The organism is Streptomyces roseolus (assembly GCF_014649855.1).
Taxonomy (GTDB): Bacteria; Actinomycetota; Actinomycetes; order Streptomycetales; family Streptomycetaceae; genus Streptomyces; species Streptomyces roseolus.
In genome coordinates, this window is the sequence record NZ_BMTV01000025.1 from 33,995 (window position 1) to 59,833 (window position 25,839).

The 25,839-nt window shown below is 72.8% G+C and carries 26 protein-coding genes and 1 pseudogene; 12 read left to right on the top strand and 15 right to left on the bottom strand.

All coding sequences use genetic code 11. From position 1 onward, the window contains the following. Positions 1-41: 41 nt before the first annotated feature. Positions 42-602: a TetR/AcrR family transcriptional regulator gene (locus IE245_RS26900; protein WP_189952083.1), complete on the top strand. Its 561-nt coding sequence runs from the start codon at positions 42-44 to the stop codon at positions 600-602. A gap of 108 nt (positions 603-710) precedes the next feature. Here IE245_RS26900 and IE245_RS26905 read toward each other — a convergent pair whose 3' ends face one another. After that, entirely contained in the window at positions 711-1,445 is a 735-nt protein-coding gene (locus tag IE245_RS26905; RefSeq protein ID WP_189952085.1) for a Mut7-C RNAse domain-containing protein, read from the bottom strand. A gap of 131 nt (positions 1,446-1,576) precedes the next feature. Between IE245_RS26905 and IE245_RS26910 the strand changes: the two genes are divergently transcribed. Further along, a complete protein-coding gene (locus IE245_RS26910) occupies positions 1,577-2,017 on the top strand; it encodes a GNAT family N-acetyltransferase (RefSeq protein WP_189952087.1) in 441 nt (146 codons plus the stop codon). Here the strand turns inward: IE245_RS26910 and IE245_RS26915 are convergent. Together IE245_RS26915 and IE245_RS26920 are read right to left on the bottom strand one after the other, a co-directional pair. Beyond that, positions 2,001-2,594: a GNAT family N-acetyltransferase gene (locus IE245_RS26915; protein ID WP_189952089.1), complete on the bottom strand. Its 594-nt coding sequence runs from the start codon at positions 2,592-2,594 to the stop codon at positions 2,001-2,003. The two genes, IE245_RS26910 and IE245_RS26915, sit on opposite strands and share 17 nt — an antisense overlap. Positions 2,595-2,860: 266 nt before the next feature. Then, on the bottom strand, positions 2,861-3,103 hold the full coding sequence (locus IE245_RS26920; protein WP_189952091.1) for a hypothetical protein: 243 nt from the start codon (positions 3,101-3,103) through the stop codon (positions 2,861-2,863). Positions 3,104-3,369: 266 nt separating this feature from the next. On the opposite strand from IE245_RS26920, the gene IE245_RS26925 reads away from it, so the two are divergent. Next, complete coding sequence (locus IE245_RS26925; RefSeq protein WP_229851547.1) at positions 3,370-4,239, top strand: ABC transporter substrate-binding protein; 870 nt, start codon at positions 3,370-3,372, stop codon at positions 4,237-4,239. 266 nt (positions 4,240-4,505) lie between these two features. Here the strand turns inward: IE245_RS26925 and IE245_RS26930 are convergent, their stop codons facing one another. Next, positions 4,506-4,898, bottom strand: a complete 393-nt coding sequence (locus IE245_RS26930; RefSeq protein WP_189952231.1) for a MerR family transcriptional regulator — start codon at positions 4,896-4,898, stop codon at positions 4,506-4,508. A gap of 207 nt (positions 4,899-5,105) precedes the next feature. Then, the gene (locus tag IE245_RS26935; protein ID WP_189952093.1) at positions 5,106-5,705 is read right to left on the bottom strand and encodes a hypothetical protein; all 600 of its coding nucleotides are present in this window, start codon (positions 5,703-5,705) and stop codon (positions 5,106-5,108) included. Between the two features lie 267 nt (positions 5,706-5,972). Between IE245_RS26935 and hemL the strand changes: the two genes are divergently transcribed. The 8 genes from hemL to IE245_RS26975 all read left to right on the top strand — a co-directional run bounded on the left by hemL (position 5,973) and on the right by IE245_RS26975 (position 14,263). Beyond that, positions 5,973-7,280 (top strand): glutamate-1-semialdehyde 2,1-aminomutase, encoded by a 1,308-nt coding sequence (gene hemL, locus IE245_RS26940; protein WP_189952095.1) that lies wholly within the window; start codon positions 5,973-5,975, stop codon positions 7,278-7,280. After that, positions 7,277-7,978 carry a histidine phosphatase family protein gene (locus IE245_RS26945; protein ID WP_189952097.1) on the top strand — a complete coding sequence of 234 codons (702 nt, stop codon included), beginning with the start codon at positions 7,277-7,279 and terminating at the stop codon, positions 7,976-7,978. Before hemL ends, IE245_RS26945 begins: the two co-directional genes overlap by 4 nt. Before the next feature lie 195 nt (positions 7,979-8,173). Beyond that, positions 8,174-9,430 carry a polysaccharide deacetylase family protein gene (locus IE245_RS26950; protein WP_189952099.1) on the top strand — a complete coding sequence of 419 codons (1,257 nt, stop codon included), beginning with the start codon at positions 8,174-8,176 and terminating at the stop codon, positions 9,428-9,430. Between the two features lie 77 nt (positions 9,431-9,507). Next, positions 9,508-10,122, top strand: a complete 615-nt coding sequence (locus tag IE245_RS26955) for a TlpA family protein disulfide reductase (RefSeq protein ID WP_189952101.1) — start codon at positions 9,508-9,510, stop codon at positions 10,120-10,122. Between the two features lie 4 nt (positions 10,123-10,126). Then, positions 10,127-10,864: a cytochrome c biogenesis CcdA family protein gene (locus IE245_RS26960; protein WP_189952102.1), complete on the top strand. Its 738-nt coding sequence runs from the start codon at positions 10,127-10,129 to the stop codon at positions 10,862-10,864. Between the two features lie 3 nt (positions 10,865-10,867). Next, entirely contained in the window at positions 10,868-12,619 is a 1,752-nt protein-coding gene (gene resB / locus IE245_RS26965) for a cytochrome c biogenesis protein ResB (protein ID WP_189952104.1), read from the top strand. Beyond that, positions 12,616-13,698, top strand: a complete 1,083-nt coding sequence (gene ccsB / locus IE245_RS26970) for a c-type cytochrome biogenesis protein CcsB (protein ID WP_189952107.1) — start codon at positions 12,616-12,618, stop codon at positions 13,696-13,698. Before resB ends, ccsB begins: the two co-directional genes overlap by 4 nt. Before the next feature lie 37 nt (positions 13,699-13,735). Continuing rightward, entirely contained in the window at positions 13,736-14,263 is a 528-nt protein-coding gene (locus IE245_RS26975) for an SRPBCC domain-containing protein (RefSeq protein ID WP_189952108.1), read from the top strand. Here IE245_RS26975 and IE245_RS26980 read toward each other — a convergent pair. From IE245_RS26980 to IE245_RS27015, 9 genes and pseudogenes are all read right to left on the bottom strand, one after another. After that, positions 14,260-15,738, bottom strand: a complete 1,479-nt coding sequence (locus IE245_RS26980) for an MFS transporter (RefSeq protein ID WP_189952111.1) — start codon at positions 15,736-15,738, stop codon at positions 14,260-14,262. The two genes, IE245_RS26975 and IE245_RS26980, sit on opposite strands and share 4 nt — an antisense overlap. Positions 15,739-15,811: 73 nt before the next feature. Beyond that, entirely contained in the window at positions 15,812-16,966 is a 1,155-nt protein-coding gene (locus tag IE245_RS26985; RefSeq protein ID WP_229851548.1) for an FUSC family protein, read from the bottom strand. Positions 16,967-17,147: 181 nt separating this feature from the next. Continuing rightward, positions 17,148-18,680, bottom strand: coding sequence for an ABC transporter substrate-binding protein (locus IE245_RS26990; protein ID WP_189952114.1), 1,533 nt, complete (start codon positions 18,678-18,680; stop codon positions 17,148-17,150). Positions 18,681-18,684: 4 nt separating this feature from the next. Next, positions 18,685-20,745 carry a hypothetical protein gene (locus tag IE245_RS26995; protein ID WP_189952117.1) on the bottom strand — a complete coding sequence of 687 codons (2,061 nt, stop codon included), beginning with the start codon at positions 20,743-20,745 and terminating at the stop codon, positions 18,685-18,687. Positions 20,746-20,905: 160 nt separating this feature from the next. Beyond that, on the bottom strand, positions 20,906-21,358 hold the full coding sequence (locus tag IE245_RS37265; protein ID WP_229851560.1) for a nucleoside deaminase: 453 nt from the start codon (positions 21,356-21,358) through the stop codon (positions 20,906-20,908). Between the two features lie 81 nt (positions 21,359-21,439). After that, positions 21,440-21,649, bottom strand: a pseudogene (locus IE245_RS37270) (GntR family transcriptional regulator); the annotation flags it as partial. Between the two features lie 142 nt (positions 21,650-21,791). Next, positions 21,792-22,424: a helix-turn-helix domain-containing protein gene (locus IE245_RS38140; RefSeq protein WP_373305405.1), complete on the bottom strand. Its 633-nt coding sequence runs from the start codon at positions 22,422-22,424 to the stop codon at positions 21,792-21,794. Then, positions 22,421-23,161, bottom strand: coding sequence for a DUF6879 family protein (locus IE245_RS27010; RefSeq protein WP_189952121.1), 741 nt, complete (start codon positions 23,159-23,161; stop codon positions 22,421-22,423). Before IE245_RS27010 ends, IE245_RS38140 begins: the two co-directional genes overlap by 4 nt. Positions 23,162-23,269: 108 nt before the next feature. Further along, a complete protein-coding gene (locus IE245_RS27015; protein ID WP_189952123.1) occupies positions 23,270-23,890 on the bottom strand; it encodes a flavodoxin family protein in 621 nt (206 codons plus the stop codon). A gap of 179 nt (positions 23,891-24,069) precedes the next feature. On the opposite strand from IE245_RS27015, the gene IE245_RS27020 reads away from it, so the two are divergent. Further along, positions 24,070-25,002, top strand: coding sequence for a DMT family transporter (locus tag IE245_RS27020; protein WP_189952125.1), 933 nt, complete (start codon positions 24,070-24,072; stop codon positions 25,000-25,002). On the opposite strand, the gene IE245_RS27025 is transcribed toward IE245_RS27020, so the two are convergent. Then, positions 24,914-25,795 carry a LysR family transcriptional regulator gene (locus tag IE245_RS27025; RefSeq protein ID WP_189952127.1) on the bottom strand — a complete coding sequence of 294 codons (882 nt, stop codon included), beginning with the start codon at positions 25,793-25,795 and terminating at the stop codon, positions 24,914-24,916. The two genes, IE245_RS27020 and IE245_RS27025, sit on opposite strands and share 89 nt — an antisense overlap. Between the last annotated feature and the right edge of the window lie 44 nt (positions 25,796-25,839).

Below are 25,839 nucleotides of genomic sequence, written 5' to 3' on the forward strand. Positions count from 1 at the left end.
CCGTGCGACGTGTCAACACCTGTTGGCCTACAGTTGTGGGCATGACGACCGCACGCCGCTCCGACACCACTCGGGCCGCGATCCTGGAGGCCGCCCGCGAGCGCTTCGCCGCCGACGGGTACGAGCGCGCCACGATCCGGGCCATCGCCCGCGACGCCGGGATCGACCCCTCGATGGTCATGCGCTACTTCGGGAACAAGGAGGGGCTCTTCGCCGCCGCCTCCGAGATCGACCTGGCCCTGCCCGCCCTGGGCGCACTGCCCTCCCGGCACATCGGGGCCGTCCTCGTGAACCACTTCCTCGACCGCTGGGAGCGCGACGACGTCCTCACCGGACTGCTCAGGGTCTGCGTCACCAACGAGATCGGGGCCGCCCGCATGCAGGCGATCTTCGAGGCGCAGCTCGGCCCCGTCACCCTCGGCGTCTGCCCGGAGCCCGAGGAGGCCCCGGCCCGCGCCGCGCTCGTCGCCTCCCAGATCCTCGGCATGGCGCTCTCCCGCTACGTGCTCCGCTTCCCGCCGGCCGTCGAGATGAGCCGGGACGAGGTGGTGGCCTGGCTGGCGCCGACGGTGCAGCGCTACCTCACGGCCGAGGCCCCCTGAGGGCGCCGGGAGCCGGACGCGCCGGGGCAGTGCCCACGAGCGGACCGGCCCGGGCGCCCACGACTGGACCGGGACGGCGGAACCAGGGCGGTGGAACCGGGGCGGCGCCTACGACGCGGTGGCGCCGAACTCGCGTACCGCCTCGTCGACGATCGCTTCCAGGCGGGCGTGGTGCGCACCCCGCCAGTACACCCGGTCGCACTCCTCGCACCGCGCGAAGACGTCGTACGTCTTCTCGGTGCCGCGCTCCAGCCGCTCGCGCACCTCGTCCTTGCCGGTGTCGGTGAGCCGCCCGTTGCAGGCGGTGCAGCGGGTCCACGGCGCCAGCGGCGGCGCGAACCGCTCCAGGACGTCGCGGAGCTGGTCGTCGGGCCGGTCGCTGTACACGTACGCCCCGGCCCACAGCTCGCGGCGGCGCAGCAGCCCCCGGTCGCGGGAGAGCATGACCCGCCGCTCCCGGGCGGAGAGGGCGGCGAGCGCCGGGTCGCCGATGTCCTCGTTCTCGTACGCGGCGTCGACGCCCAGCAGCCGCAGCCGCCGGGCCAGGGTGCCCAGGTGTACGTCGAGCAGGAACCGAAGGGGCGCCCCGGGCACCGCCTGAGGACGGGCGACGTCCTCGACCTCGACGGTCTCGCCGGTCGCGGGCACGTGCGCGGGGGCCACCGGACGGCCGTCGACCAGGAGCCGGCCCGCCTCGGTGAGCGGGACGCCGAGGGACTCGACGACATGACCCAGCGAGGAGACGCCGTCGGTCACCACGGCCGTACGCCCCGAGCGCCGCTCGGCGGCGACGAAGACGGCGAGGCCGGGCGCGAAACTGATCTGGATCTCCGGTCCGTTCACGGGGACAGGATCGCACCGGGTGCGGACGGCGGGCCAGGCATTTCCGGGCCGTGGCGCCGGGGGCGACCGGAGCCGCGACCGGGACGGCCACGGCCGCGACAGGGCGTCGGGGGCTGGGTTACCTTCCCCGCATGAAGATCATCGAGCTCGAGCCCGGCGACCCGCGCCTGGAGGGCGACCTCCTGCCGGTCCTCCTCGAACTGCGCCCGCACCTCACCCCCGCCCTCTTCCGGGAGGCGTACGCGCGCGGCCACGCGCAGGGCCTGCGCTTCACGGCCGCCTACGACGACGAGGGCCGCTGCGTCGGCGCGGCCGGCTGGCGGCTCGTCCACAACACCAGCTCGATCAGCAAGCTGTACGTCGACGACCTGGTGACCGCCTCCGCCGTCCGCTCCACCGGCGTCGGCCACGCGCTCATCGCCCACCTGGAGGGTCACGCCCGCGCCGCCGGCTGCCACGAGCTCAACCTCGACTCCGGCACCCAGCGCACCGGCGCCCATCGCTTCTACCTGCGCGAGCGCTTCGACATCGCGGCCTTCCACTTCGTCCGGCCGCTCACCGACCCCCGGTAGCCCCCAGGTCGAGCCGCCAGGCGTTGCAGCGCATCGGGCGGCCCGGCGGGTACTCGAAGTCCTCCTCGCCGAGCAACTCGAAGCCGGCCTTGCGGCACACCGCGTTCGACGCGGCGTTCGCCACCGACGGGAAGGCGAACAGGTGGCGGTGGAGCCCCGCCGCCCGGGCCCGTCCCGCCACCGAGCGCGTGGCCAGGGTCGCGACGCCACGGCCCTGGAAGCCCGGCAGGACCGCCCAGCCCGTCTCGTACACCGGCTCGCCCCGCCACTGTGACGTCCAGAAGCCGATGCTGCCCGCGACCCGCTCCTCCGGCAGCAGCACGACCCGGAACATCCGGCCCGCACCCGTGGCGTCGGCGCTCAGGTCCACGTACCGACGGTGGCGGCGGACCAGCTGCTCCTCGGTCTCCGGCCCGCCCAGGTGCCCCATCAGCTCCGGTGCGTTCAGTGCCCGCAGCAGCCCGGCGTCCCCCTCGGACCAGGCTTCGAGGCGTACGGACCCGGACGCGGACGCGGCGGTCCCGGTGGTGGCCCCGGCGGGCGCGGGCGGCTCGGGGAGTGCGCGGGGTTCTGTCATGGGCGCACCGTACGGCGCGGCACCGACAGCCGGACCGATGCGGAGCGGGGCTTCCGCCGGGCGTCGGAGCGAGCTTTGGCCCGGGCTGCCCGTAGGGGGCGGGGTCCGGGGCGGGTCAGGGGGCGCGACGCGTTTTTCCCAGACGCGGCCGGGGAGATTTCTCAGCGTCGAGTTCCGGCGAACGCCGACACGCACCTTGCCTTCGAGAACAGTGGATCCCGCGTCGGCGACCCGCTCCCGCCGTCCGGGCGCGGCGGGCGGCGCGGTCAGCGCAGGCGGCCGGAGGAGGTGAGGGAGAGGCGGGAGACGACCTGGCCGAAGGCGATCTCCTCCGCCGGGGTCAGCGGCACCGACTCCTGTGGGTGCCAGACGCGCTCCATCGGCGTCAGCGAGCGGATCCGGCGGGCGCGGGCGCGCAGGCCCGCCGCCAGCCACACGCCCGTCGCGACCGCGAGCACGGCGAAGAGGGTGAGGACACGGGGGTCGGAGAACTGGCCGGGTACGGACATGACGTTCACTCCAGGGCGAGGAGGCCGGCGCACGGTGCACGCGCCGGCAGGGGGCGTGCGGGCACGGCGGCACAGACGATTCCTGCTGCTTCCTCCCGACCCGTTCAGTTAACACCACGATGGGGGACTTTCGGCAGGGGGTCCGGGACCGAAGTCCCGGGAGGCGAGGACGGGCGGAGCGCGTTCCGGGAGGCCCTCTTGTGCCGGACGGGGAACCGTTCGAAGGTGGCGGCGGAGGCAGATTCCGGCCGGGAGGGAGCAGCCGCATGTCCGGAACTGGTGTGCGCGGATGGGATTTCACGGACGACAGGGGAGTGGAGGCGGGGGCGGCGGCGAGGCCGACGCGGGTGCTCGCCTACGTACGGGCCGGGGCGGCCCTTCTGGACCTGGGGGTGACGCCGGTCGCGGTGTACGGCTCCGGGCACGACGGGGCGGAGCCGGACCCGGCGAAGGACGGCGGTCTCGCGGCGGCGGGAGTGCCGTACCTGGGGCCCGGGCGGGCGCTGGAGGAGGAGCGGCTGCGGGAGCTGCGGCCGGAGGTGGTGGTGGACGTCACGTACGACGGGAAGAGCCCGTACGCCGTGGACGAGGAGCTCCTGGAGCGGCTGGGGGTGCCGCTGGTGGCGCTCTCCGTCGGCAACGACCTGAGTCTGCCGGCGATCATCGGGCGGTTCGGGGAGCTGGGAGCGGCGCTGGGGGCGCCAGGGCAAGGTCCGGGCGGGGCCGGGGTGCCGGAGGAGGCGGAGCGGGCGGTACGGGACGCGGCCGCGGCAGCCGGCGCCGGGTGCGGGGTGCTGGCGCTCTCCGGGGGCGGCGTCGAGCAGGTGCACCTGGCACGTCCGGAGGCCTGGCCGGAGCTGGCGCGGCTGGCCTGGCTCGGGGTCCGGCTGATCGACCCGGGGCCGGGATCGGGCGCGAACTGGCTGACCACCGGCTGGGAGCGGGCCCTGGACCTCGCCCCGGCGCTGGTCCTGTACGACAGCCGGGCCCACGCGAGCCGACCCGAGGGGCCGGAGCGGTTGCCGGCCGGTGCGCGGCTGCTGCCGTGGAACCCGGAGACCCCGCCGAGCCCGGCCGCCTACGCCCGCTTCTTCCACGCCCTGGCCCAGGCCCTCGCGGAGCCCCCGAGCCCCTGAGTCGTTAAGCCTTTGAGCCCCTGAGCGCCGCCCTCGGGACTCCGCGCCCGTTCCGCGCCCCACCCGAGCCAGGTGCCTCTGAGCGCCGCTCCCAGGGCCGCGCCCCGTCCCCTTCCCCGCGTCCCCTTCCCCGTTTCCCGAGTCGCGCCCCTGAGCGCCGCTCCCGGCCCGCCCCCCGTCCCGGCTCGCGCGGCCCTGTGCCCTCGCCCGTATCCGTATCCGTATCCGCGTCCGGGCCCGTGCCCGTGCTCGTGCCCGTGCCCGTCTCAGGAGGTCAGGCGGGAGCGGAGGGAGGCGGCGAACTCCTCGGCGCGGGTCAGTTGGAGGCGGAGGTCGGCGACGCGGGCGGCGGCGGCCTCCTCGTAGCGGCGGACGCGGGCGAGCAGGAGCTCGCGTTCGGCCGGTTCGAGTTCGTCGTCCGTGCCGGGGAGGTCGGCGGCGAGGCGGTCGATCGAGGTGAGCAGCTCGCGGGTCTCTTCGAGGCCGAAGCCGAGCGGCTGCATGCGGCGGATCACCATCAGCCGGGCCACGTCGGCGTCCGTGTAGAGGGGGAAGCCGCCCGGGGAGGCGGCGGAGGGGACGACCAGGCCGCAGTCCTCGTACTGCCGGATGGTGCGCAGGGGGAGCTCGGTGCGGGCGGCGACCTCGGAGATCTGCATGGGCTCGCCCGCGGCGGCCCGTGCCCCGGGCGTCCGGGCCGCGGGCGGGCGCACTCCGGTCGCTCCGGTCATTCCGGTGAAGCCGGTCACTCGGGTCACGACAGGGTCCTCCTCGTACGGCGCCTGGGAACCAACCTCCATGCATTAGATCCGATTCGTCCTAATTTCAGGCGCTATGACGGTCGGAAACGCGGAGAGAGCCAGCCGTCAGGGCCACACCAGGCAGTACGGCTGGTGGCCGGCCTCGTGGAGGCGGACGGAGAAGTCCTGCCACTCGTGGAGGAGCTGGTAGACGTCGAAGGCGTCGCGCGGGCCGCCGCGGTCGGGGACGGTGGACCAGATGAAGGCGGCGGCGCCGACCGACTCCTCGCCGATCGCGCGCAGCGGGTCGACCACGGTCGTCGGGAGCTTCACCACGGCGTAGTCGGGGTGCAGGACGACCAGTTCCAGCGGGGGGACCTTGTGCAGCGGCAGGCCCTGGATGCCGGTGAGGACCATCGCCGCTATCGTCTCGGGCTTGATCTTGGAGAACATGCCGCCCATGCCCAGCTCGTCGCCGCCGAGCTCCTCCGGGCGCATCGAGGTCGGGACGCGGGCCGCCGTGCCGCTGTCGGGCGCGCCGAAGTACTTGTAGGTCACCGCCAAGCTGCGGCTCCCCAGGGGCGGCTCCGCCGGAGGCTGCTCGGGGGACGCCCGATTGTCCGGCGCGGCCGGGTCCTCCGCCCGCCGGCGCCGGTGCCTCCCCCGCCGGACAGGCTCCGGACCCAGGTCGTCCGTCCCCTCGCCCGGTCCGCCACCGCGATGCATATCTCCACCCGACTGCTTTTTCTCGGCAACACGACCCCGCCGCGCAACCCGATCATCGTGTCAGTGACCTCCCCCGCGTCACTGCGGTGAAACACCTGTCCGCAAGAAACGCCGCCGCCTCTGACACCATGGTTCCCGTGAGCCAACCCCATGAGGTCCCTGCCGCCACAGTTTCGCAGACGCGGCGGCAGGCCGCCCCGGCGTGATGCACAGGGTGCCCACACCGTCCCTCCGTACCAGACGTCGTACTCGCAGGTCAGGATCGTTGTGTCGTATTCATACGAAGCCCCAGTCTCACAGACGCTTTTCGACCGTGCGTCCCTTGTGACGCCCGGCGGCGTGAACTCACCGGTGCGGGCCTTCCGGGCTGTGGGCGGTACGCCCCGGTTCATGGTGTCCGGCACCGGTCCGTACCTCACGGATGCGGACGGTCGCGAGTACGTCGACCTCGTCTGCTCCTGGGGACCGATGATTCTCGGCCATGCGCACCCCGAGGTGACCGCCGCCGTGCAGGCCGCGGTGGCCCGTGGCACCTCCTTCGGCACGCCCGGCGAGGGCGAGGTGGCGCTCGCCGAGGAGATCGTGGCCCGCGTGGAGCCGGTCGAGCAGGTGCGCCTGGTCTCCTCCGGCACCGAGGCGACGATGTCCGCGATCCGGCTCGCCCGCGGGTTCACGGGGCGCGCGAAGGTCGTCAAGTTCGCCGGCTGCTACCACGGCCACGTGGACGCGCTCCTGGCCGCGGCCGGCTCCGGCGTCGCGACCCTGGGCCTGCCCGACACGTCCGGCGTGACCGGCGCGCAGGCCGGTGACACGATCGTGCTGCCGTACAACGACCTGGAGGCCGTGCGGGCCGCGTTCGCCGCGCACCCGGGCGAGATCGCCTGTGTGATCACCGAGGCCTCGCCCGGCAACATGGGCGTCGTCCCGCCGCTGCCCGGCTTCAACCAGGGGCTCGCGGACCTGTGCCGGGAGAACGGCGCGCTGTACATCTCCGACGAGGTCATGACCGGCTTCCGTACCAGCCGCGCCGGCTGGTACGGCGTGGACGGCGTCAAGGCCGACCTGCTGACCTTCGGCAAGGTCATGGGCGGCGGCTTCCCGGCCGCGGCCTTCGGCGGCCGTGCCGACGTCATGGCGCACCTCGCCCCGGCCGGCCCGGTCTACCAGGCGGGCACGCTCTCCGGCAACCCGATCGCCACCGCCGCCGGGCTCGCGCAGCTGCGGCTGCTCGACGAGGCCGCGTACGAGAAGGTGAACGCGGTCTCGAAGGAGATCCAGGGCCTGGTCACCGGCGCGCTCGCCAAGGAGGGCGTGGCGCACCGGCTGCAGACCGCGTCCAACATGTTCTCGGTCTTCTTCACCGCCGACGAGGTCCGGAACTACGACGAGGCGAAGCGTCAGGAGGCCTTCCGCTTCAACGCCTTCTTCCACTCGATGCTCGCGGACGGCGTCTACCTGCCGCCGTCGGCCTTCGAGTCCTGGTTCGTCTCCGCCGCGCACGACGAGCGCGCGATCGAGCGGATCGCCGCCGCGCTGCCCGCCGCCGCCCGTGCCGCCGCGGAGGCCACGGCATGAGCGCGGGCGAGGACGTGAGGGGGCCGGAGGACATCACCGTCGTCCACCTCATGCGCCACGGCGAGGTGCACAACCCGGACGGCGTGCTGTACGGGCGCCGGGCCGGTTACCACCTCTCCGAGCTGGGCCGGCGGATGGCCGACCGGGTCGCCGAGTCGCTGGCCGAGCGGGACATCACCCACGTCGTCGCCTCCCCGCTGGAGCGGGCGCAGGAGACGGCCACCCCGATCGCCAAGTCGCACGGCCTGGACCTGGCCACCGACGAGCGGCTGATCGAGGCGGCGAACGTCTTCGAGGGCAAGACCTTCGGCGTCGGCGACGGGGCCCTGCGCCGCCCGGCGAACTGGAGGCACCTCACGAACCCGTTCCAGCCGTCCTGGGGCGAGCCGTACATCGAGCAGGTCGTGCGGATGATGGGCGCGCTGGACGCGGCGAAGGACGTGGCACGCGGGCACGAGGCGGTGCTGGTCAGCCACCAGCTGCCGATCTGGATCGTGCGGTCCTTCGTGGAGCGGCGCCGGCTGTGGCACGACCCGCGACGCCGGCAGTGCACGCTCGCCTCGCTGACCTCGTTCACGTACAAGGGCGACAAGATCGTCTCGGTCGGGTACAGCGAGCCGGCGATCGATCTGGTGCCGGTGCACCTGCGGGCCGGTGCCAAGCCGGTGAAGGGCGGCCAGAAGGCCTTCGGGGCGTAGCCCGCGTCCACCCCGGGGCTGCTTGACTGGGCATCGTCAAAGCGACATGGTCAGGGCGGCCGGAGAGAGAGGTTCCTCTTCGGTCGCCCTGAAATTTTTGTGCGAGTGACCGGAACCTCCGTGTTCCTCCCCGCATCTCACTCATTGTCGGTTTGGATGATGTTTCGTTCACACAGCAGCGCGAATGGGGATGACATGCGCGGGATCAGTCGAAGGGGTCTTCTCGGAGCGGGTGTCGGAGCGGCGGCCGCCCTCGGGGTCGCCGGATGCAGCGACAAGGGCCAGGGCGGCACCGGAAGTTCCGGACCGGACAAGGGCGGCGCCCCCGCGGCCGGCGGCGACGCCACCACCCCCGCCCCGACCAAGGACGACGTCCGGCTCATCGGCGACGGCTCCACCGCCGACACCGGCGAGCAGCCCCACCAGCCCGACGCCCCCGTCCCGCTCGAACCCGGCCAGACCCCGCCGCAGTTCGTGGTCTTCTCCTGGGACGGCGCCGGCGAGGTCGGCAACGGCCTCTTCCCCCGCTTCCTCGAACTGGCCCGCAACCACGACGCGGCCATGACCTTCTTCCTCTCCGGCATCTACCTCCTGCCCGAGTCCAAGAAGAACCTCTACCGCCCGCCGAACAACCGCGTCGGCGCCTCCGACATCGGCTACCTCACCGACGAGCACATCAAGGACACCCTCAAGAACGTCCGCCAGGCCTGGCTCGACGGACACGAGATCGGCACCCACTTCAACGGCCACTTCTGCGGCGGCTCCGGCTCCGTCGGCAACTGGACCCCGGCCCAGTGGCAGAGCGAGATCGACCAGGCCGTGAAGTTCGTCACCGAGTGGAAGACCAACAGCGGCTGGACCGACCTCGACCCGCTGCCCTTCGACTACTCCAAGGAGCTCGTCGGCGGCCGCACCCCCTGCCTCCTCGGCCAGGACAACCTGCTGCCCACCGCCAAGCGCCTCGGCTGGCGCTACGACGCCAGCTCCCCCGGCGGACGCCAGGTCTGGCCCGTGAAGCGCAAGGGAATCTGGGACTTCCCGCTCCAGGCCGTGCCCTTCCCCGGGCACTCCTTCGAGGTCCTCTCCATGGACTACAACATCCTCGCCAACCAGTCGAAGAACTCGACCAAGGGCATGCCCTCCCGCTATCCCGGCTGGCGCAAGCAGGCCACCGACGCGCTGATCGCCGGCTTCACGCGCGCGTACGAGACCAACCGCGCCCCCTTCTTCGTCGGCAACCACTTCGAGCAGTGGAACGGCGGCATCTACATGGACGCCGTCGAGGAGGCGCTCAAGGCGATGGCCGGGAAGAAGGACGTCCGGCTGGTGTCGTTCCGCCAGTTCACCGACTGGATGGACGTCCAGGACCCGGCGATCCTGGCCCGGCTGCGCACCCTCGACGTGGGCCGGAAGCCGGCCGGTGGGTGGAGCACCTATCTCAAAGCCGCTTAGGCGATCTTGACAAGGGGCGTTACGGGCACGTAGGGGGGTGCCCAAGATCCCCCAAACGCCCATGCGAAACTTTTCACATGAGCCTTAGCCGTGGCCTCCGTCCTGCCCCCCGACGCGCCCTCGCCGCCGTCGGCGCGCTGTCCGCCGCCCTCGTGCTCTCCGCCTGCGGTGGCGACGACAACGGCACCTCCGGCGGCGGCAACACCAACTTCGTCACCAGCAAGGGCGGCATCTCCACCGTCCCCAAGGGCGAGCGCTCCGCGATCAACGAGATCGCCGGCGAGACCCTGGAAGGCGAGAAGCTCGACGTCGCCGACCTCAAGGGCAAGGTCGTCGTCCTCAACGTGTGGGGCTCCTGGTGCGGCCCCTGCCGCGCCGAGGCCCCGCACTTCGCCAAGGCCGCCGAGGACCTGAAGGGCGAGGACGTCGCCTTCGTCGGCCTCAACACCCGCGACGCCAACAAGCAGCAGGCACTCGCCTTCGAGGACGAGTACAAGATCACCTACCCGAGCCTCTACGACCGCGACGGCAAGCTGATCCTCTTCGGTTTCCCCAAGGGCACCCTCAGCCCCAAGGGCATCCCCTCCACCGTCGTGCTCGACAAGGAGGGCAAGATCGCCGCCCGCGCGCTCATGGCCGTCGACGAGACCAAGCTGCGCTCCATGATCGACCCGCTTCTCAAGGAGAAGTGAGCCGGTGAACGAGACCGTCACCAGCGGAGCCCTCCTGCTCGCCGTCCCCGTCGCCCTCCTGGCCGGCCTGGTCTCCTTCTTCTCGCCGTGCGTGCTCCCGCTCGTCCCCGGCTACCTGTCGTACGTCACCGGGGTCTCCGGCACCGACCTCGCCGACAGCCGCCGCGGCCGGATGACCGCGGGCGCCCTCCTCTTCGTCCTCGGCTTCACCGCCGTCTTCGTCTCCGGCGGCGCCCTCTTCGGCTACTTCGGCGCCACGCTCCAGGAGTACAGCTCCACGCTGAGCACGATCCTCGGCGTCTTCATGATCCTCATGGGGCTCTTCTTCGCCGGGCTGATGCCGTGGTTCACCCAGCGCGAGTTCCGCTTCCACCGGAAGCCCGTCGCCGGCCTCGTCGGCGCCCCGGTCCTCGGCGCGCTCTTCGGCATCGGCTGGACCCCGTGCATCGGCCCGACCCTCGCCTCGGTCAACGCGCTCGCCCTCGAACAGGCCAGCGCCGGCCGCGGGGCCATACTGGCCCTCGCGTACTGCCTCGGCCTCGGCGTCCCCTTCGTCCTCGCCGCCATCGCCTTCCGCAAGGCGCTCGGCGCGTTCGGCTGGGTCAAGAAGCACTACGTGTGGGTCATGCGGATCGGCGGCGGCATGATGATCGTCACCGGTGTCCTCCTCCTCACAGGCGTCTGGGACAGCATGGTCTCCACGATGCAGGGCTGGTCCAGCGGTTTCACGGTGGGAATCTGATCCATGAGCAAGACAGAAACGACGGACGCGACCGACACCGCGGACACGGACCGGGTGACCGGTGACGACGCGGCGGGCGCGGACCTCTCCACCGCACCCCGCGAGGAGACGACCGGCGGCCCCACCCTCGGGGTCGTCGGCTGGATCCGCTGGTTCTGGCGCCAGCTCACCTCCATGCGGGTGGCGCTGATCCTGCTCTTCCTGCTCTCCCTCGGCGCCGTCCCCGGCTCCCTCATCCCGCAGACCAGCGCGGACGAGATGAAGGTCGCCGACTTCAAGAAGGCGCACGAGACCCTCACACCGCTGTACGAGAAGCTCCAGCTCTTCGACGTCTACAGCTCGGTGTGGTTCTCCGCGATCTACATCCTGCTCTTCGTCTCCCTCATCGGCTGCATCGTCCCGCGCACCTGGCAGTTCGTCGGCCAGCTCCGCGGCCTGCCGCCGGGCGCCCCCAAGCGGCTCACCCGCCTCCCCGCGTACACCACCTGGCGCACCGAGGCGGGCCCCGAGGAGGTCCGCGAGGCCGCCCTCGCCGTCCTCAAGGGCCGCCGCTTCCGGGCCCGCGCCGCCGGTGACGCGGTCGCCGCCGAGAAGGGCTACCTCCGCGAGGCCGGCAACCTCCTCTTCCACCTCGCGCTCATCGTCATGCTGGTGGCCTTCGCCTGGGGCCAGCTCTTCAAGTCCGAGGGCGGCAAGCTGGTCGTCGAGGGCGACGGCTTCTCCAACACGCTCACCCAGTACGACGACTTCAAGTCCGGCTCCCAGTTCGGCGTCGACGAGCTCGAACCGTTCAGCTTCACCCTGGACTCCTTCACCGGTACGTACGAGAAGAGCGGCCCGCAGCGCGGCACCCCCCGCACCTTCGAGGCGGCCGTCACCTACACGCGGGGCGACGGCAAGGACGAGAAGGCGGTCATCCGGGTCAACGAGCCGCTGGAGGTCGGCGACTCCAAGGTCTATCTGATCGCCCACGGCTACGCGCCGGTCGTCACCGTCAAGGACGGCAGGGGCAAGGTCGTCTACCGCGGCGCGGTCCCGCTGCTGCCGATCGACAACAACATCACCTCCACCGGCGCGATCAAGGTGATGGACGGCTACCGCGACAAGAACGGCAAGCCGGAGCAGCTCGGCTTCAAGGCCTTCTTCGTGCCGACCTTCGCGGGCGCGGGGCAGGGTGACATGTTCTCCCAGTTCCCCGCGCTCGACTTCCCCGTGATGGCCCTCACCGGCTACCACGGCGACCTGCGGGTCAACTCCGGCCTGCCGCAGAACGTGTACCAGCTCGACACCTCCAAGATGACCCAGTTCAAGGTCGAGGGAGGCACCGGCGTCGCCCAGCGGATGCGGCCCGGCGAGACCATGACGCTGCCCGACGGCGCCGGCTCGATCACCTTCGAGAAGGAGATCAAGGAGTGGGCGAGCTTCCAGGTCTCCCAGCAGCCGGGCAACGGCCTCGCCCTCGCCGGCGCGGTCGCCGCGATCGCCGGGCTCACCGGCTCGCTCTTCATCCACCGGCGCCGGGTCTGGGTCCGCGCCGTCCGCGGCGAGGACGGCACGACCGTCGTCGAGATGGCGGGCCTCGGCCGCAGCGAGTCCGCCAAGCTGCCCGAGGAGCTCGCCGAGCTCGCGGTCGCGCTCACCGCCACGGCGCCCCCGGCGCCCGAACCCGCCGCACCGGAGTCCGCCGATCCGGAGTCCGCCGCACCCGAACCCGCCGAAGCAGAAGCCGAAGCATCAGAAGGGGTCGAGAAGTGATCCTCGCCGCCGAGACCAACGAGAGCCTGGCGCAGATGAGCAACACGCTCGTCTACTCCTCGATGGCCGTCTACACCCTGGCCTTCCTCGCCCACATCGCCGAGTGGGTGTTCGGCAGCCGCAGCAAGGTCGGCCGCACCGCCGCCGCGCTGACGGAGCAGAAGCAGGCCGCGGCCGCCGCCGTGTCCGTGCAGGTCAAGGGGGCCGGGGGCACCACCGTCCTGGACCGGCCGAAGGTCGTCACCCGGGCCGCCGCCGGCGCCCGTGACGTCCCCGACGGCCCCGGCGCGGCCGGCGGCACCGTCAAGGGCGACCTCTACGGCCGGATCGCGGTCTCGCTGACCGTCCTCGCCTTCGCCCTGGAGGCGGCCGGCGTGGTCGTGCGCGCGATCTCCGTGCAGCGCGCCCCCTGGGGCAACATGTACGAGTTCTCCACCACCTTCTCCACGGTGGCGGTCGGCGTGTACCTGGCCTTCCTGCTCGCCGGGAAGAACGTCCGCTGGATCGGCCTGCCGCTGGTCACGACGGTCCTGCTCGACCTGGGCGTGGCGACCACGCTGCTGTACACCGAGAGCGACCAGCTGGTGCCCGCCCTCGACTCGTACTGGCTGTGGATCCACGTCTCCACCGCGATCTTCTGCGGTGCCGTGCTCTACCTGGGCGCCGTCGCCACCCTGCTGTACCTCTTCCGCGACTCGTACGAGAACAAGCTCGCGAACGGCGGCACGCCGAGCGGCTTCGCCCGCTCCGTCCTGGAGCGGCTGCCCGCCGCCGCCACCCTCGACAAGTTCGCCTACCGGGTCAACGCGGCGATCTTCCCGCTCTGGACCTTCACGATCATCGCGGGCGCCATCTGGGCCGGCGACGCGTGGGGCCGCTACTGGGGCTGGGACGCCAAGGAGGTCTGGTCCTTCATCACGTGGGTCGGTTACGCCGCCTACCTGCACGCCCGGGCCACGGCCGGCTGGAAGGGCCGCAAGGCCGCCTACATCGCGCTCATCGCCTTCGGCTGCTTCCTCTTCAACTACTACGGCGTGAACATCTTCGTCAGCAGCAAGCACTCGTACGCGGGCGTCTGAGCTGGCACCGGCCCCCGCGCGGGGCCACGCTGGAGGTATGAGCGAGATACCCCGGGGCAGGAGCGAGACCCACGACGGCGACACGCACCTGCTGCGGTACGTGGTCGAGCTCCCGCACCCGCAGGCGGTGGTGTGGGAGAAGGTCGCCTCGCCGGAGGGGCTGCCCTCCTGGCTCTGCGCGGCGGACCCGCTGGAGCCGAGACTGGGCGGGGCGATCACCCTCCGCTGGCTGAACGGCGAGACCGAGGTCTCCGGGCGGGTGACCGCCTGGGACCCGGACCACGTCGCCGAGTACACGGTCGGCGCCCCGCACGGACGGATCCGGTTCCATCTGGAACCGGACGCCGGCGGGGCGTCGACCGTCCTGCGTTTCACCAACGAGTTCCGCGGCGACCGGGACCTGCTGCTCGACTGCCTGGCCGGCTGGCACGATCACTTCGAGCGGCTCAGGGACGCGCTGGACGGCCGTCCGACGGACTGGCGCCAGTGGACGACCGAGCGCTGGAGCGAGCTGCGCGAGCTGTACGCCCAGGACACCGCGCGCTGGCCCAAGTGGGTGCCCTAGGGGGCCCTGTCCGGCCGGACCGCCGAGAGCGGTTCGGCGATGTCCTCCAGCGAGCGGCGCTCCGCGTTCACCGCGAGGAAGGCCGCCACCAGGCCCGCCGCGCACATCAGGCCCGCTCCGATCTGGAAGGCGAGCACCGTGTCGCCGACCACGCCCGACTCCGTCAGCTCGGCGAAGATCAGCGGGCCGCTGATGCCGCCGGCCGCCGTACCGAGCGCGTAGAAGAAGGCGATGGCCATGGCGCGGGTCTCCATGGGGAAGATCTCGGAGACGGTCAGATAGGCGCTGGACGCTCCGGCCGAGGCGAAGAACAGCACCACGCACCAGCAGGCCGTCAGGGTCGTCGCCGACAGCGAACCCCGGTCGAAGAGCCACGCCGTGCCGAAGAGCAGCAGGCCCGAGAGCAGGTACGTGCCCGAGATCATGATCCGGCGGCCGACGGTGTCGAAGAGCCGGCCGAGCAGCAGCGGCCCCAGGAAGTTGCCCGCCGCGATCACCGCGAAGTAGTAGCCGGTGCTGCCGGTCGGCACGTCGAAGAAGGTGATGAGGATCGAGCCGAAGCCGAAGGTGATCGCGTTGTACAGGAACGCCTGGCCGATGAAGAGCGCCAGGCCGAGGACGGCGCGGCGGGGGTAGCGGCCGAAGACGGTCTTCGCGATCAGGCCGAAGCCGATGCTCTTGCGCTGGTGGATGGTGATCTCGCCGGCCGGCTGCGGCAGCGCCGCGCCCTTCTCCGCCTCGATCTCCCGCTCGACGGAGGAGACCAGCTTCTCGGCCTCCTCGCCGTGACCGTGGATGAACTGCCAGCGCGGACTCTCCGGTACGTGCCGGCGCACCAGCAGGATGACCAGGCCGAGGACGACGCCGAGGGCGAAGCTGAGCCGCCAGCCGAGGTCCTGCGGGAAGATGTCGGTGTCGAGCATGACCACCGACAGCAGGGCGCCGCCGACGGCGCCCAGCCAGTAGCTGCCGTTGATGATCAGGTCGACGCGCCCCCGGTAGAGGGACGGGATCAGCTCGTCGATCGCGGAGTTGATGGCCGCGTACTCGCCGCCGATGCCGAAGCCGGTGAGGAAGCGGAAGAGGAAGAACCACCAGGACTCGAAGGACAGCGCCGTCATCGCCGTGGCACCGAGGTAGACGGCCAGGGTGATCATGAAGAGCTTCTTGCGGCCGTAGCGGTCGGTCAGCCACCCGAAGAACAGCGCGCCCGAGCAGGCGCCCGCCACGTAGAGCGCGGCGGCCACCCCGGTGACCTGGGCGGCGGTGATGTCGAGGCCGCTGCCCTCCTCGGCCAGCCGGCCGGCGACGTTGCCGACGATGGTGACCTCCAGACCGTCGAGGATCCAGACGGTCCCCAGACCGATGACGATCATCCAGTGCCAGCGGGACCAGGGAAGGCGGTCCAGCCGGGCAGGTACGGCCGTGGTCACCGTTCCCGTCCCGGCGCCCGCGGAAGACGACGGCGCGCTCATGGTTCTCCTCTCGTAGGTGTCTCGCACGCCCCCTCCGCCCCTCCGGCGGGCCGTCGGCGCGGTCTCCGTCCGGTCAGCCCTCGGCGCGGGACCGGCGCAGGCGCAGGCGGTCGCGGCGGGTGAGGCGGGCGCGGCGCGCCCGGCGCTCGGCGGCCTGCCGGTCCAGCTCCTCCATCAGCCTCCGGCCCCGGTGCTCGGGGTCGAGCTCGTCGAGGATCCGGTCGATCTCGGCGAGCATCGCCCCGTACAGCTGCCAGGTGCCGGGATCGGCGAGGGCGAGGGCGAGGAGCCGGTCGGCCGCGTCGTCCCGGCAGGCCCTGGCCGCCCGCAGCTCGCCCGCAAGCCGGCTCTCCGCCGCCTCGGCGGCCTCGCTGCCCCGGGCGGTGACGAGGACCGCGAAGCTGACGAGGGAGTCGGCGGTGTACTGGGCGGTCTCCCGGACGGCGAGGGCCGCCCGGTCCGGCAGGAGCTCCTGCCCGTCGCGGCGCTTCGCCAGGTCGGTGAGGGTGCGGGCGAGGACCCGCAGGACGACGGCGTTGATCTCCAGGGTGTCGAGGCCGGTGCGGAGCACCACCCGGTGGAGCAGGCCCTCCTTGACGCGGGGGTTGAACCGCAGGCTGTCCTCGGCGGTGCGCAGGGCCGCGTCGACGTCGGCGACGTCGTTGTCGAGGCGGCGGGCCTCGTGGAGCCGGGCGGCGGCCCGCTCGACGGGCGGCGCGCCGGTGAACTCGTCCGCCACGTCCAGGAGCAGCAGGCGCATGCGCCGGGCGAGGTCCTCGATGGACTCGCCCGCGGTGTCGACCCAGACGGGCGGGGCGAGGAACAGGTTGAAGAGCATGCCGACGACGGCGCCGATGAGGGTCTCCAGGACGCGGTCCCACGCGGTGTCGGAGACCTGGGTGACGCCGAGGACGAGCATGGCGCTGATGGCGACCTCGGGAACGAACTCCTCGACCCGGACGAGCCGGCCGACGAGCAGGGAGGCCAGGATCACCAGGGCGAGGCTCCACCAGGACAGGCCGACGACGACGCTGAACGCGATGGCGATGAGGACGCCGACGACGACGGAGTTCACCCGCCGGAGGCTGGTGGTCAGGGTGGAGTACAGGGTGACCTGGACGACCAGGAGCGCGGTCAGGGGCGCGGTGAGCGGGACCGGTTCGCTGCTGAGCCGCAGGGCGACGACGTAGCTGAGGGTGGCCGCCGCCGTGGACCGTACGGTCTGCACGACGAACGGATCCCTGCGGAGCCGCGCCGCCGCGCCCTCCCCCCGGCCCCGTCCCGTTCCGCCGCGCGCCACGTCCCACCTCGTCCCGTCGGCCTCGCCCGCCCCGGAGGGGGCTCTCTGGACGACCGCCTGCCCGGCCGGCCGCGGACTCATGCGCGGATACGGCCGGGCGGACGCGGGATCACCCCCGCTTCGGGGGCAGGCACGAGGCCGTCGGGGGTTCGCCCTCCGGCCAGGCGGTCTGGACGAAGCGCTGGGTTCCGTCGGGGGCGAGCTCCACGATGGGGACGGCCTTGTTGTACGGGTTGCCGTGGTTGTCGAGGCAGATCCAGCCGCTCGCGCCCTGGACCCGCAGCGAGCCCTTGACCTGCGGCCACTGGGTGCCGACGTCGGCGAGCTCCGGGTAGGGGGCGTTCGCGGGGGTGGCCTGGCGGATCGCGTGGACGGCCGTCGCCATCGCGTCGTACGCGATGATCGCCTGCCCGTCCCGGAGCGGTATCGGCTCGGGGTCGGCGCGGGCGATGTCGGTGAGGAAGGTCTCGAAGGCGACGACCGAGCCGCCGGTCGTCGGCACCCGCCGGCCCGGGGCGGGCTTCCAGGCGTCGGGGTGGGCGAGCGCCGCGTACCGGACGGTCAGCTTCTTGCCGAGGGCCGCGCGGTTCAGCTTCTCGTCGGCGCCCAGGTACGAGCCCTCGTCGCCGGTCAGGACGGTGAAGGCGCGGTCGGCGCAGCCGCGGGAGCCGAGGGCGTTGATGAACTGGCGCAGCTGGGTGTGGCGGCCGGCGAAGAAGACGGTCTCGGCGCGGGTGTCGCAGATCAGGTGGGTGATCTGGCGGAAGGTGTTGGCGGTGGTGCCCTCCTCGGTGTTGTCCTTCGGCGAGGTGTAGAGCTGCGGCTCGTACGGGGCGCCCTTGAGGGACTCGGCGAAGGCGGTCCGCAGCGTGTCGATGTAGTGGTCGCCGGTGCGGGAGTCCTGGACGAGGATCGCGCGGGCCGCGTCGACCCTGCCGAAGTCGGCGAGGGCCCGTGCCTCGTCGCTGTTGGTGGGGGAGACCCGGGCGAGGCCGGGGAAGGGGTCGCGGCCGGGGCCGTTGGCGAGGTCGTCGGCGGTGATGGTCGTGCCGACGACGGCGATGCCCGCGCCGGTGAGGGCGGTGACCGCCTCCCGTACCTCGGCGGAGGAGGTGGCGACGCCGGAGACGGCGCGGAGCCGGTCCGGGGCGCCGGTCATGGCGACGAGCCGGTCGACGACCGTGCGCCAGTGGGCGTTCTTGTTGCCGGTGTTGGCGAGGACGAGCCGGATCTTGGGGGTCTCGCTGTTGGACTCGTGGTTGGCCCGGTACTGGTAGGCGTACGCGCCCTGGAGTTCGCGGAGGATCTTCTCCCGGGTGCCGGGGTCGGTGGCGGTGATCGGGAGCAGGACGGCGACGGTGGCGTACTCGCCGGCCTTGAGGGTGGCGTTCTCGCGCCCGATGGCGCCGGTGACCGCGGCGAGGGCGGGGACGCCGAAGGAGTGGCCGTCCCCGTTCACGCCGACGCACTCCCCGCTGCCGGAGGGCCGCTGCACGCCGGCGGCACAGGAACGGTCCTCCGGCTGGAGGATCCGCACCAGGCCCCAGCCGCCGAGGCCGGCGACGAGGGCGGTCGCGAGGAGCACGGTGAGGAGCTTCTGCCGGGGCGTCCAGAAGAAGCGGCGGCGCAGCCGGTCGAACATGGCGTCAGACTCCGTCCTCGCGCCCCGGCGGCAGCGACAGCTCCCGCCAGGCGCGGATGTCCCGCGGCCAGTGCCCGGCCGCGTCCCACAGTGGACCGCTGCCGGTGAGGTGACGGCCGGAGAGCCGGCGCAGCTCGTACGCGAGCCGGTCGGCGACCTCCTCGTCGGGCAGCGCGAGCGGATCGGTGAGCAGCCATACGGCGTGCAGCAGCCGCCGTACGGAGAAGTGCAGTTCGGCGGCGTCGGGGCCGAGGCCGTCGGGCAGCGCCGGGGCGGCCTCCTGGCCGAGGGCGACGGCCCGGCGCGGGTCGGGCCCGGCGCTGCCCCGCTCGCGCGGGTGGGGGGCGGCGGCGACGAACCGCAGCAGGCCGAGCCAGCCGAGGACGTCGGGGCCGGGGAAGGTGAGGCGGAGGTGGGCGACGGCCTCGGCGGTGTCGCCGAGCGCCAGGTCGTGGTGGAGCCGGTGCGGTCCCGGCTGGGGCCCGTAGTGCCGGCGGAGGGTCTCGTGGACGGCCCGCCAGGCGGAGTACTGCGGGTGGTCGGCGTCCTCGAAGCGGAGCCGGTGCAGCAGCAGGGAGCGCAGCAGCGGGTCGCCGACGAAGTGGCCGGGGTGCTCGGCCCAGTGCTCGGCGCGGAGCCGGTCGCGGACGCGGAGGGCGACGTCGCCGTCGAGGGACTCTGCGGCGAGCCGGGCCTGGGCGAGGCGGCGGGCCGAGTCCTCGTCGTGGGCGGCGGCGAGGACCGCGTACGGCCCCGGTCTGGGCACCGGAAGCAGGGCGTCGAGGAGGGCGGGGGCGACGGGCACGGGCGCGGAGTCCTCGCGGAGCTCCACGGTCCGGTCGAGGAGCCCGCCGGGGGTGAGGCGGGCCCGGTCGGCGGGCGGGGTCTCGCCGGCGGCGCGGGCGAGCAGGTCGACGCCGAGCGGACGGCCGCCGGTGAGCCGGTGGACGGCCCGGGAGAGCGTGGCGGGGGCGGTGCCGGCCGGGTCGTGGCGGTCGAAGGCGGCGCGGGTCTGGGTGGGGGTGAGCGGGGTCAGCTCGACGGCGAGGAGACCGGAGCCGACCCGTCCGGTGCGGGGGCAGGGCGCCTGGTGGGCGGTCTCGGGCAGCCGGACGCGGGTGGCGTGGCGCAGCGCCTCGTGCTCGCGCAGCCGGGAGGCGGCGAGGACGACGGTGTGGTCGCGGCGGCCGTCGGAACGGGCCCGCAGAATCGGTTCGACCAGGGAGCGGCCCACGAGCTCGTGGGCGTTGTCGAGGAGGATCAGGGGCCGGCCGACGCGGCTGCCGCGGCGCAGCCCGGTGTAGGCGCGGAGCAGGTCCTCGGTGAGGGTGAGGACGAGGAAGGCCTCGGCCTCCTCGCGGCGCGGTCCGCCCTGCGCGAAGTCGACGGCGAGCTGCTGGAGCCCGGAGCGGCCGCGTCCGCCCGCGTTGCGGTAGCCGCCGAACCACTCCTCGGGCGCCTTCCTGAAGCGGTGGAAGAACTCCTCGATGACCGTCTCGACGGTGGCCTCGGCGACCAGCCCGGCGAAGGGCGCGCCGGCCTCGGCGGCGGTGCCGGCGAGCTTGGCGAGCACCCGGCCGACCCAGGCGGCGGCGGCCGCGCGCCCGGCGTCGACGGTGGCGAGCAGCGGCCCGAGGCGTAACAGGTCGCGCCGGGCCCGCTCGTCGTCCTCCCGGGTCCAGCCGACCGAGGTGACGGCCACGAGTCCGAGCGCCAGCCGCGGAAACGGGACGGCCCTGACGGCGTCGGTCTTCCGCCCCAGCTGCACGGAGAGCTCCGCCAGCGCGCCCGTCACCGGCGACCAGCCGGCCCCGTGATCGGCCGGCTCCTCGATCCGGGCGCAGTCGAGCAGGGCGAGCGGGGTGACGTCGCGGTAGCGGTTGCGGATCTCCTTGAGCAGCACGGTCTTGCCCATGCCGCGCCCGCCGGTGAAGACGGTGACGGGCGGGTCGTCGCCGTGCTCGAAGGGCACCCGCCCCTGGCCGTACGGTCCGAGCCCGACGAGCCGCGCGGCCAGTCCGCGAGGATCCAGGACCGCCTCGCGGCCGTACAGCTCTCTGTCCACCCGCCACCCCCGTCGCAGTGAACTCCAGGATAACGACGGCGTGTTGGGAACAGGAGGGAACGGGAACGCCTTTTCGGGACTGTTGCCGAAGCGTCGTCGGTCCGTGGCGATCGCGTCGAGCCGCGCGGCATCGGAGGCCGGGGCGGGGAGTCGCGCGGTGTCAGTCCCGGCCGATGTCCTCGTTCCACAGGGCGGGGCGGTCGGCGATGAAGGCGCGCATCAGCTCCACGCAGCCGGGATCGTCGAGCACGAGGACCTCGACCCCGTGCGCGGCGAGCCACTCCTGCCCGCCGCGGAAGGTCCGGTCCTCCCCGACGACCACCCGCGAGATCCCGAACTGCCGCACGAGCCCGGAGCAGTACCAGCACGGCGACAGCGTCGTGACCATCGTCGTCCCCCGGTACGAGCGCTGCCGCCCGGCGTCCCGGAACGCGGCGGTCTCCGCGTGCGCGGACGGGTCCCCGTCCTGCACCCGCCGGTTCCGCCCCCGCCCGAGCGGCGTCCCGTCGGCCCCGAAGAGCGCGGCGCCGATCGGCACCCCGCCCTCCTCCCGCCCGGCGCGGGCCTCCGCGAGGGCGGTGCGGAGCCATCGGCGCGCCTGCTGCTGGTCCATGCGGGGAGCCTTCCCCGGCGAGGTGCCGGGTCCACCCGGGGCGCGGTGGCCGGCGTCCCCGGAGGGCGTGACGTAGGACCCCTTGCCGGGCACGGTGTAGACGAGTCCGTGCTCGGCGAGCTCCCGTATGGCACGGCGGGCGGTCAGTACGGCGATGCCGTACTCCTCGGCGAGGCGGGTCGGTGCCGGGACCATCCGGTCGGGGGCGTACTCGCCGCTCGCGATCTTCGCCGCGATCGCGTCTGCCAGTTGCTTGTACAGCGGGCGTCCCGACTGCGAGTCAAGGCTCATGCGTCAACAGTAGGTAGTCATACAAAGACACGTTTGGATGGATCTAGCTATGTAGTGATGTAGCAAGGTGTAGTACGCACTACGGTGAGGCGCACAGAAGACCCCGGCGAGGTGGCTAGACCTCCCGGGGCGCGGCCACCAACTAACCCAACGGAGTTGATGACGTGCGGAACCTTATCGCGCATGCCCTGATCCCCTTCCTCCCTCTCCTCCTCCGGCTGCTCACGCCGGCGGCGCCACGGCGGCGTCGGTGGACGCTCTGGCTGGCCACCGTCGGCGTGGACCTCGACCGCCGGAACATCCATGCCGGAGCCGCCCGATGAGCCGCTGCGGGGCCCGGCGGTCCGTGTACGCGGTCGCGGAGGTCGTCCGCCCCGTGTGGGGTGGCTCGGTCCGCGTCCTCGCCGTCGGACACGACGGCCTGCACCGCGACCGCGCGGGTGAGGGTGGTCGCTGCGGTCTCGGCGATGCCCTGCTCCTGGCGGGCGCGGTGGCCCGCCACGAGCTGCCGCCCCCATGATCGGTAGGTGGTCTCAAGGCCGGCGAGGCGTGCCTTGAGTTCGACGACGACTCCGGGCCGCCCCACCGCGTGTGCCCACGCCTCCAGATCGTCGGCGGACGGGGTCTGCTTCCCCGCCTGGAGCCGTGACACCTTGGACGCGGCCCAACCGAGTCGCTGGGCGAGCTCCTTCCCGTTCAGGCCTGCCTCGGCGCGCAGTTCGCGCAGTCGCGCGCCGAGGGCCTCCCGGCCGGACTGGAAGTCGGTACCGCTCACGCCGAGGAACGTACTCGCTTCGCGTAGTCGGCGGTGGGTACGGCGTGGTGCCATGCGGCGTCCCGTACCTGGCAGGCGGCGGCGACCTCGGACGGGTCCTCCGAGACGACGACGCCGAGAGTGGTGTCGTCCGCGTCGAAGACGAAACGGACGAGGGTGCGGGAGTCGAAGAGCCAGAAGTCGTAGTCGGGGAGCCGCAGTTGTGCCGCCTTCGCGCGGGTGAGGTTCCGGATGTCCTCGCCGGACGCGACGTTCCCCAGCCCCGTGGCCAGGAGGAACTCCTGACCCTCGGTGAGCGGTTCATCGACCAGGCGCACCCGCTCGAAGCGCTTTCCGGCGGCCACTTGCCTCCGGACGTTCTCGCGCCAGGCGTTGGGTGGTTCGGCGGAGATGTCGGCGCCCGCCTTCCAACGGGCCCACTTCGGGCTGTTGCGATCGGTCGCGTAGCCGCGCCGGGTCTCCAGACGCCAGGCCGTGTGCTCGAACCCGGCGAAGAGGCCGCTCACGTCCGTGAACGGAACCATGGCGCCGGCCTCGGCGCGCGGGGCGAAGCGCGTCAACAGTTCGCGGGGCACGGTCACGAACGTCTCGGACTCCTTGACGTCACGCAACGCGGCCAGCTGGGCGGGGTCGGTGACGCGCTCCCCCTGCACGAGGATGTCGCCGGTGGACTCGACCTCGTACAGGGTGGGGCAGTCGCCGTCCTCGCTGGTCGTACCGAGGAACCTGAGCGCCATGTCCGGGCCTCCCTGGGCAGGTGGTGGGGGGCATCCAGGATGCGTGGCCGTGGGACGGCGCGGGGCCGGATTGCGCCGGATTGCGCGGGCGGTCCGTCCTCGGGGGCGTCACATCGCGTCCGCCGCCTCCTCCTCGTACGCGAACAGGGCCGGCTGCGCCTCGGTCGCGAAGAAGGTCTTCGCGCGGATGAGGGCCTGTTCGTCGGCGCGGACGCGGCCGGGGCGGGAGGCGGTGCCCAGGAGGACGCCGCCGAAGCGCATGCGGAGGTAGGCGGCGGAGTTGTGGAGGGCGGTGGTGAGGCCGTCCGCGACCACGTGGTGCTCGTGGGACAGGGCCGTGACGCCCCACAGGGTGCCGCCCGCCATGCGCTGCTTGAAGTCGGAGTCCGGGAGGTTCAGCCAGCCGGACCAGTAGTCCAGGTAGCGCTTGGTCTGGGCGGAGAAGGTGTACCAGTACAGGGGGGAGACGATGACGACGTCCGTGGCCTCCCGGGTGGCCTTCCACAGGTCCGCCTCGACCTCGCCCATGCGGTGGGCGGCGGTCTCGTGGCGGCCGTCCTGGAAGTCCGGCAGCTCCAGGGCGTTCAGGTCCACCCAGCGCTGCGGGGTGCCGGCGGGCAGGTGGGCGGCGGCCTCGCGGGCCAGGATCTCGGAGTTGCCGTCGGCGCGGGAGCTGCCGAGGACGAAGAGGAACGAGCGGTCCGAGCCGGGGGTCGCGTCGGGGGACATGGGTGCTCCAGGTTCGTGGGTGCGCACGGGCGGGGCGGCCGGGGCCGGTACTCCCTGCCAACTAGCCTTCGCACGCGGGTATTCCGCTCCCGCCCATCGCGTTTTCCGATGGGGCCCATCGGAAGGACGCCCCAGTGGGCCGTGGACCCGCCCCCGCCCCCGTTCGTAGCGTCGACGGCATGAGAAACGAGACCGGGAACGAAGCCAGGGGAACCCTCGAACTGACCCTCGCCATGGTGCTGTCGGGCACCCTCGGCGTCTTCGTCGTGGAGTCGGGCGCCTCGCCCTTCGAGGTGGTGTTCTTCCGGTGCCTCTTCGGGGCGGCCGCCCTCGGGCTGTACGGCCTGGCGCGGGGCCACTTCACCGGGCACGGCTTCACCGCGCGGTCCTTCGGGCTCGCCCTCCTCGGCGGCGTGTTCATCGTCTTCAACTGGGTGTTCCTCTTCGAGGCCTATGCCGCCTCGTCCATCTCGCTCGCCACCGTCGTCTACCACACGCAGCCGTTCTTCCTCGTGCTGCTCAGCGCCCTCTTCCTGCGGGAGCGGATCCCCGCGGGGAAGGTGGGGTGGCTCGCCGTCGCCTTCGCCGGGCTCGTCCTCGTCTCCGGCGTGCGGCCGGGGGACACCGCCTCCCTCGAGGGGCTCGGGTACGCGCTCGCCGCCGCCGTGCTGTACGCGCTCGCCACCTTCGTGACCAAGCGGATCGGCGGCGTACGGCCGCATCTGATCGCCCTCGTGCAGGTGGTGGCCGGCGTGCCGCTGCTGCTGCCGTTCGCCGACTTCGGGGCGGTCGCCGGGCTCGGCGCCGGGTGGGGATGGCTGGCCGGGCTCGGCCTCGTCCACACCGGGCTTATGTACGTCCTCATGTACGCCGCCTACGCCAAGCTGCCCACCCCGAAGATCGCCGTGCTCGCCTTCACCTACCCGGCGGTCGCGATGGTCGTCGACTGGGCGGTCTACGGGCACCACATCGGGCTCGTCCAGGCGCTCGGCGTCCCGCTGATCGTCCTCGCCAGCCTGAAGGTCACTCTCGCGCGAGCCGCCGCGCCTGCTCCACGAACAGCCGCACGTGCGCCGGAAGCCGCTTCCCCCGCCGCCACGCGAGCTGCGTGAAGAGCGTGAACGGCGGTTTCCAGCCGAGCGCCACCAGCGCCCCGGACGCCAGTTCCTCCTGGACGGTGATCCGGGGCAGCAGCGCGATCCCGAGCCCGGACGCCACCGCCCGCTTGCTCGCCTCGATCGTCCCGAACTCCAGGAACTCCGGCCGCGACCCGCCCGCCCCCGCCAGCTCCGCCTCGAAGAGGTCGCGGTACGCGCAGCCCGGCTCGGTGCCCACCAGGGCGGTGCCCGCGAGATCGGCCGCGGCCAGTCCCGTACGGCCCGCGAGGGCGTGGCCCGGGGCGGCCACCAGGACCAGCGGCTCCGGCGCCAGGACCTCCGTCTCCAGGCCCTCGTGCGCGGTCTCCGCCTCCATGAGGAAACCCAGGTCGTACGTGCCCCGGCGCAGCGCCTGCCGCGTCGCGTCGCCGAGCGTGGGCCGCAGGGACAGGCGGACGGCCGGGTGCCGGTGGTGGACGTACTCCAGGAGCGGCGGGAGCCGGTAGGTGGTCAGCGACTCCATCGTCCCGATGGTGATCGTCCCGGCGGCCTCCCCGGCGGCGACCGCGGCCCGCGCCTCCTCGGCGAGCTCGGCCATGCGGCGCGCGTACGGCAGCAGCCGCTCACCGGCCCCGGTCAGCCGGATGCGGCCGCCGAGCCGCTCGAACAGCTCCGTGCCGAGGGCCGTCTCCAGCGCCTTGACCTGCGAGGTCACGCTGGACTGGGCGTAGCCGAGTTCGGCGGCGGCGCGGGTGAAGGAGAGGACTTCGGCGACCTTCTCGAAGGTCGCGAGGAGCCGCAGCTCCATCAGGCGGGCCTCCCCGGGCGGGAGCCGGAACCGGAGCGGGAACC

Bases quoted from the DNA above. Each gene is read 5' to 3' on its own strand.
- IE245_RS26990 (WP_189952114.1), bottom strand. From the start codon at position 18,680: ATGTTCGACCGGCTGCGCCGCCGCTTCTTCTGGACGCCCCGGCAGAAG.
- IE245_RS27015 (WP_189952123.1), bottom strand. From the start codon at position 23,890: ATGTCCCCCGACGCGACCCCCGGCTCGGACCGCTCGTTCCTCTTCGTC.
- IE245_RS27010 (WP_189952121.1), bottom strand. From the start codon at position 23,161: ATGGCGCTCAGGTTCCTCGGTACGACCAGCGAGGACGGCGACTGCCCC.
- IE245_RS26955 (WP_189952101.1), top strand. From the start codon at position 9,508: ATGAGCCTTAGCCGTGGCCTCCGTCCTGCCCCCCGACGCGCCCTCGCC.
- IE245_RS37265 (WP_229851560.1), bottom strand. From the start codon at position 21,358: ATGGACCAGCAGCAGGCGCGCCGATGGCTCCGCACCGCCCTCGCGGAG.
- IE245_RS26975 (WP_189952108.1), top strand. From the start codon at position 13,736: ATGAGCGAGATACCCCGGGGCAGGAGCGAGACCCACGACGGCGACACG.
- IE245_RS26945 (WP_189952097.1), top strand. From the start codon at position 7,277: ATGAGCGCGGGCGAGGACGTGAGGGGGCCGGAGGACATCACCGTCGTC.
- IE245_RS26910 (WP_189952087.1), top strand. From the start codon at position 1,577: ATGAAGATCATCGAGCTCGAGCCCGGCGACCCGCGCCTGGAGGGCGAC.
- IE245_RS27020 (WP_189952125.1), top strand. From the start codon at position 24,070: ATGAGAAACGAGACCGGGAACGAAGCCAGGGGAACCCTCGAACTGACC.
- IE245_RS26950 (WP_189952099.1), top strand. From the start codon at position 8,174: ATGCGCGGGATCAGTCGAAGGGGTCTTCTCGGAGCGGGTGTCGGAGCG.
- IE245_RS26920 (WP_189952091.1), bottom strand. From the start codon at position 3,103: ATGTCCGTACCCGGCCAGTTCTCCGACCCCCGTGTCCTCACCCTCTTC.
- IE245_RS26925 (WP_229851547.1), top strand. From the start codon at position 3,370: ATGTCCGGAACTGGTGTGCGCGGATGGGATTTCACGGACGACAGGGGA.
- IE245_RS27025 (WP_189952127.1), bottom strand. From the start codon at position 25,795: ATGGAGCTGCGGCTCCTCGCGACCTTCGAGAAGGTCGCCGAAGTCCTC.
- IE245_RS26980 (WP_189952111.1), bottom strand. From the start codon at position 15,738: ATGAGCGCGCCGTCGTCTTCCGCGGGCGCCGGGACGGGAACGGTGACC.
- IE245_RS26935 (WP_189952093.1), bottom strand. From the start codon at position 5,705: ATGCATCGCGGTGGCGGACCGGGCGAGGGGACGGACGACCTGGGTCCG.
- resB (WP_189952104.1), top strand. From the start codon at position 10,868: ATGAGCAAGACAGAAACGACGGACGCGACCGACACCGCGGACACGGAC.
- IE245_RS26915 (WP_189952089.1), bottom strand. From the start codon at position 2,594: ATGACAGAACCCCGCGCACTCCCCGAGCCGCCCGCGCCCGCCGGGGCC.
- IE245_RS26900 (WP_189952083.1), top strand. From the start codon at position 42: ATGACGACCGCACGCCGCTCCGACACCACTCGGGCCGCGATCCTGGAG.
- IE245_RS26930 (WP_189952231.1), bottom strand. From the start codon at position 4,898: ATGCAGATCTCCGAGGTCGCCGCCCGCACCGAGCTCCCCCTGCGCACC.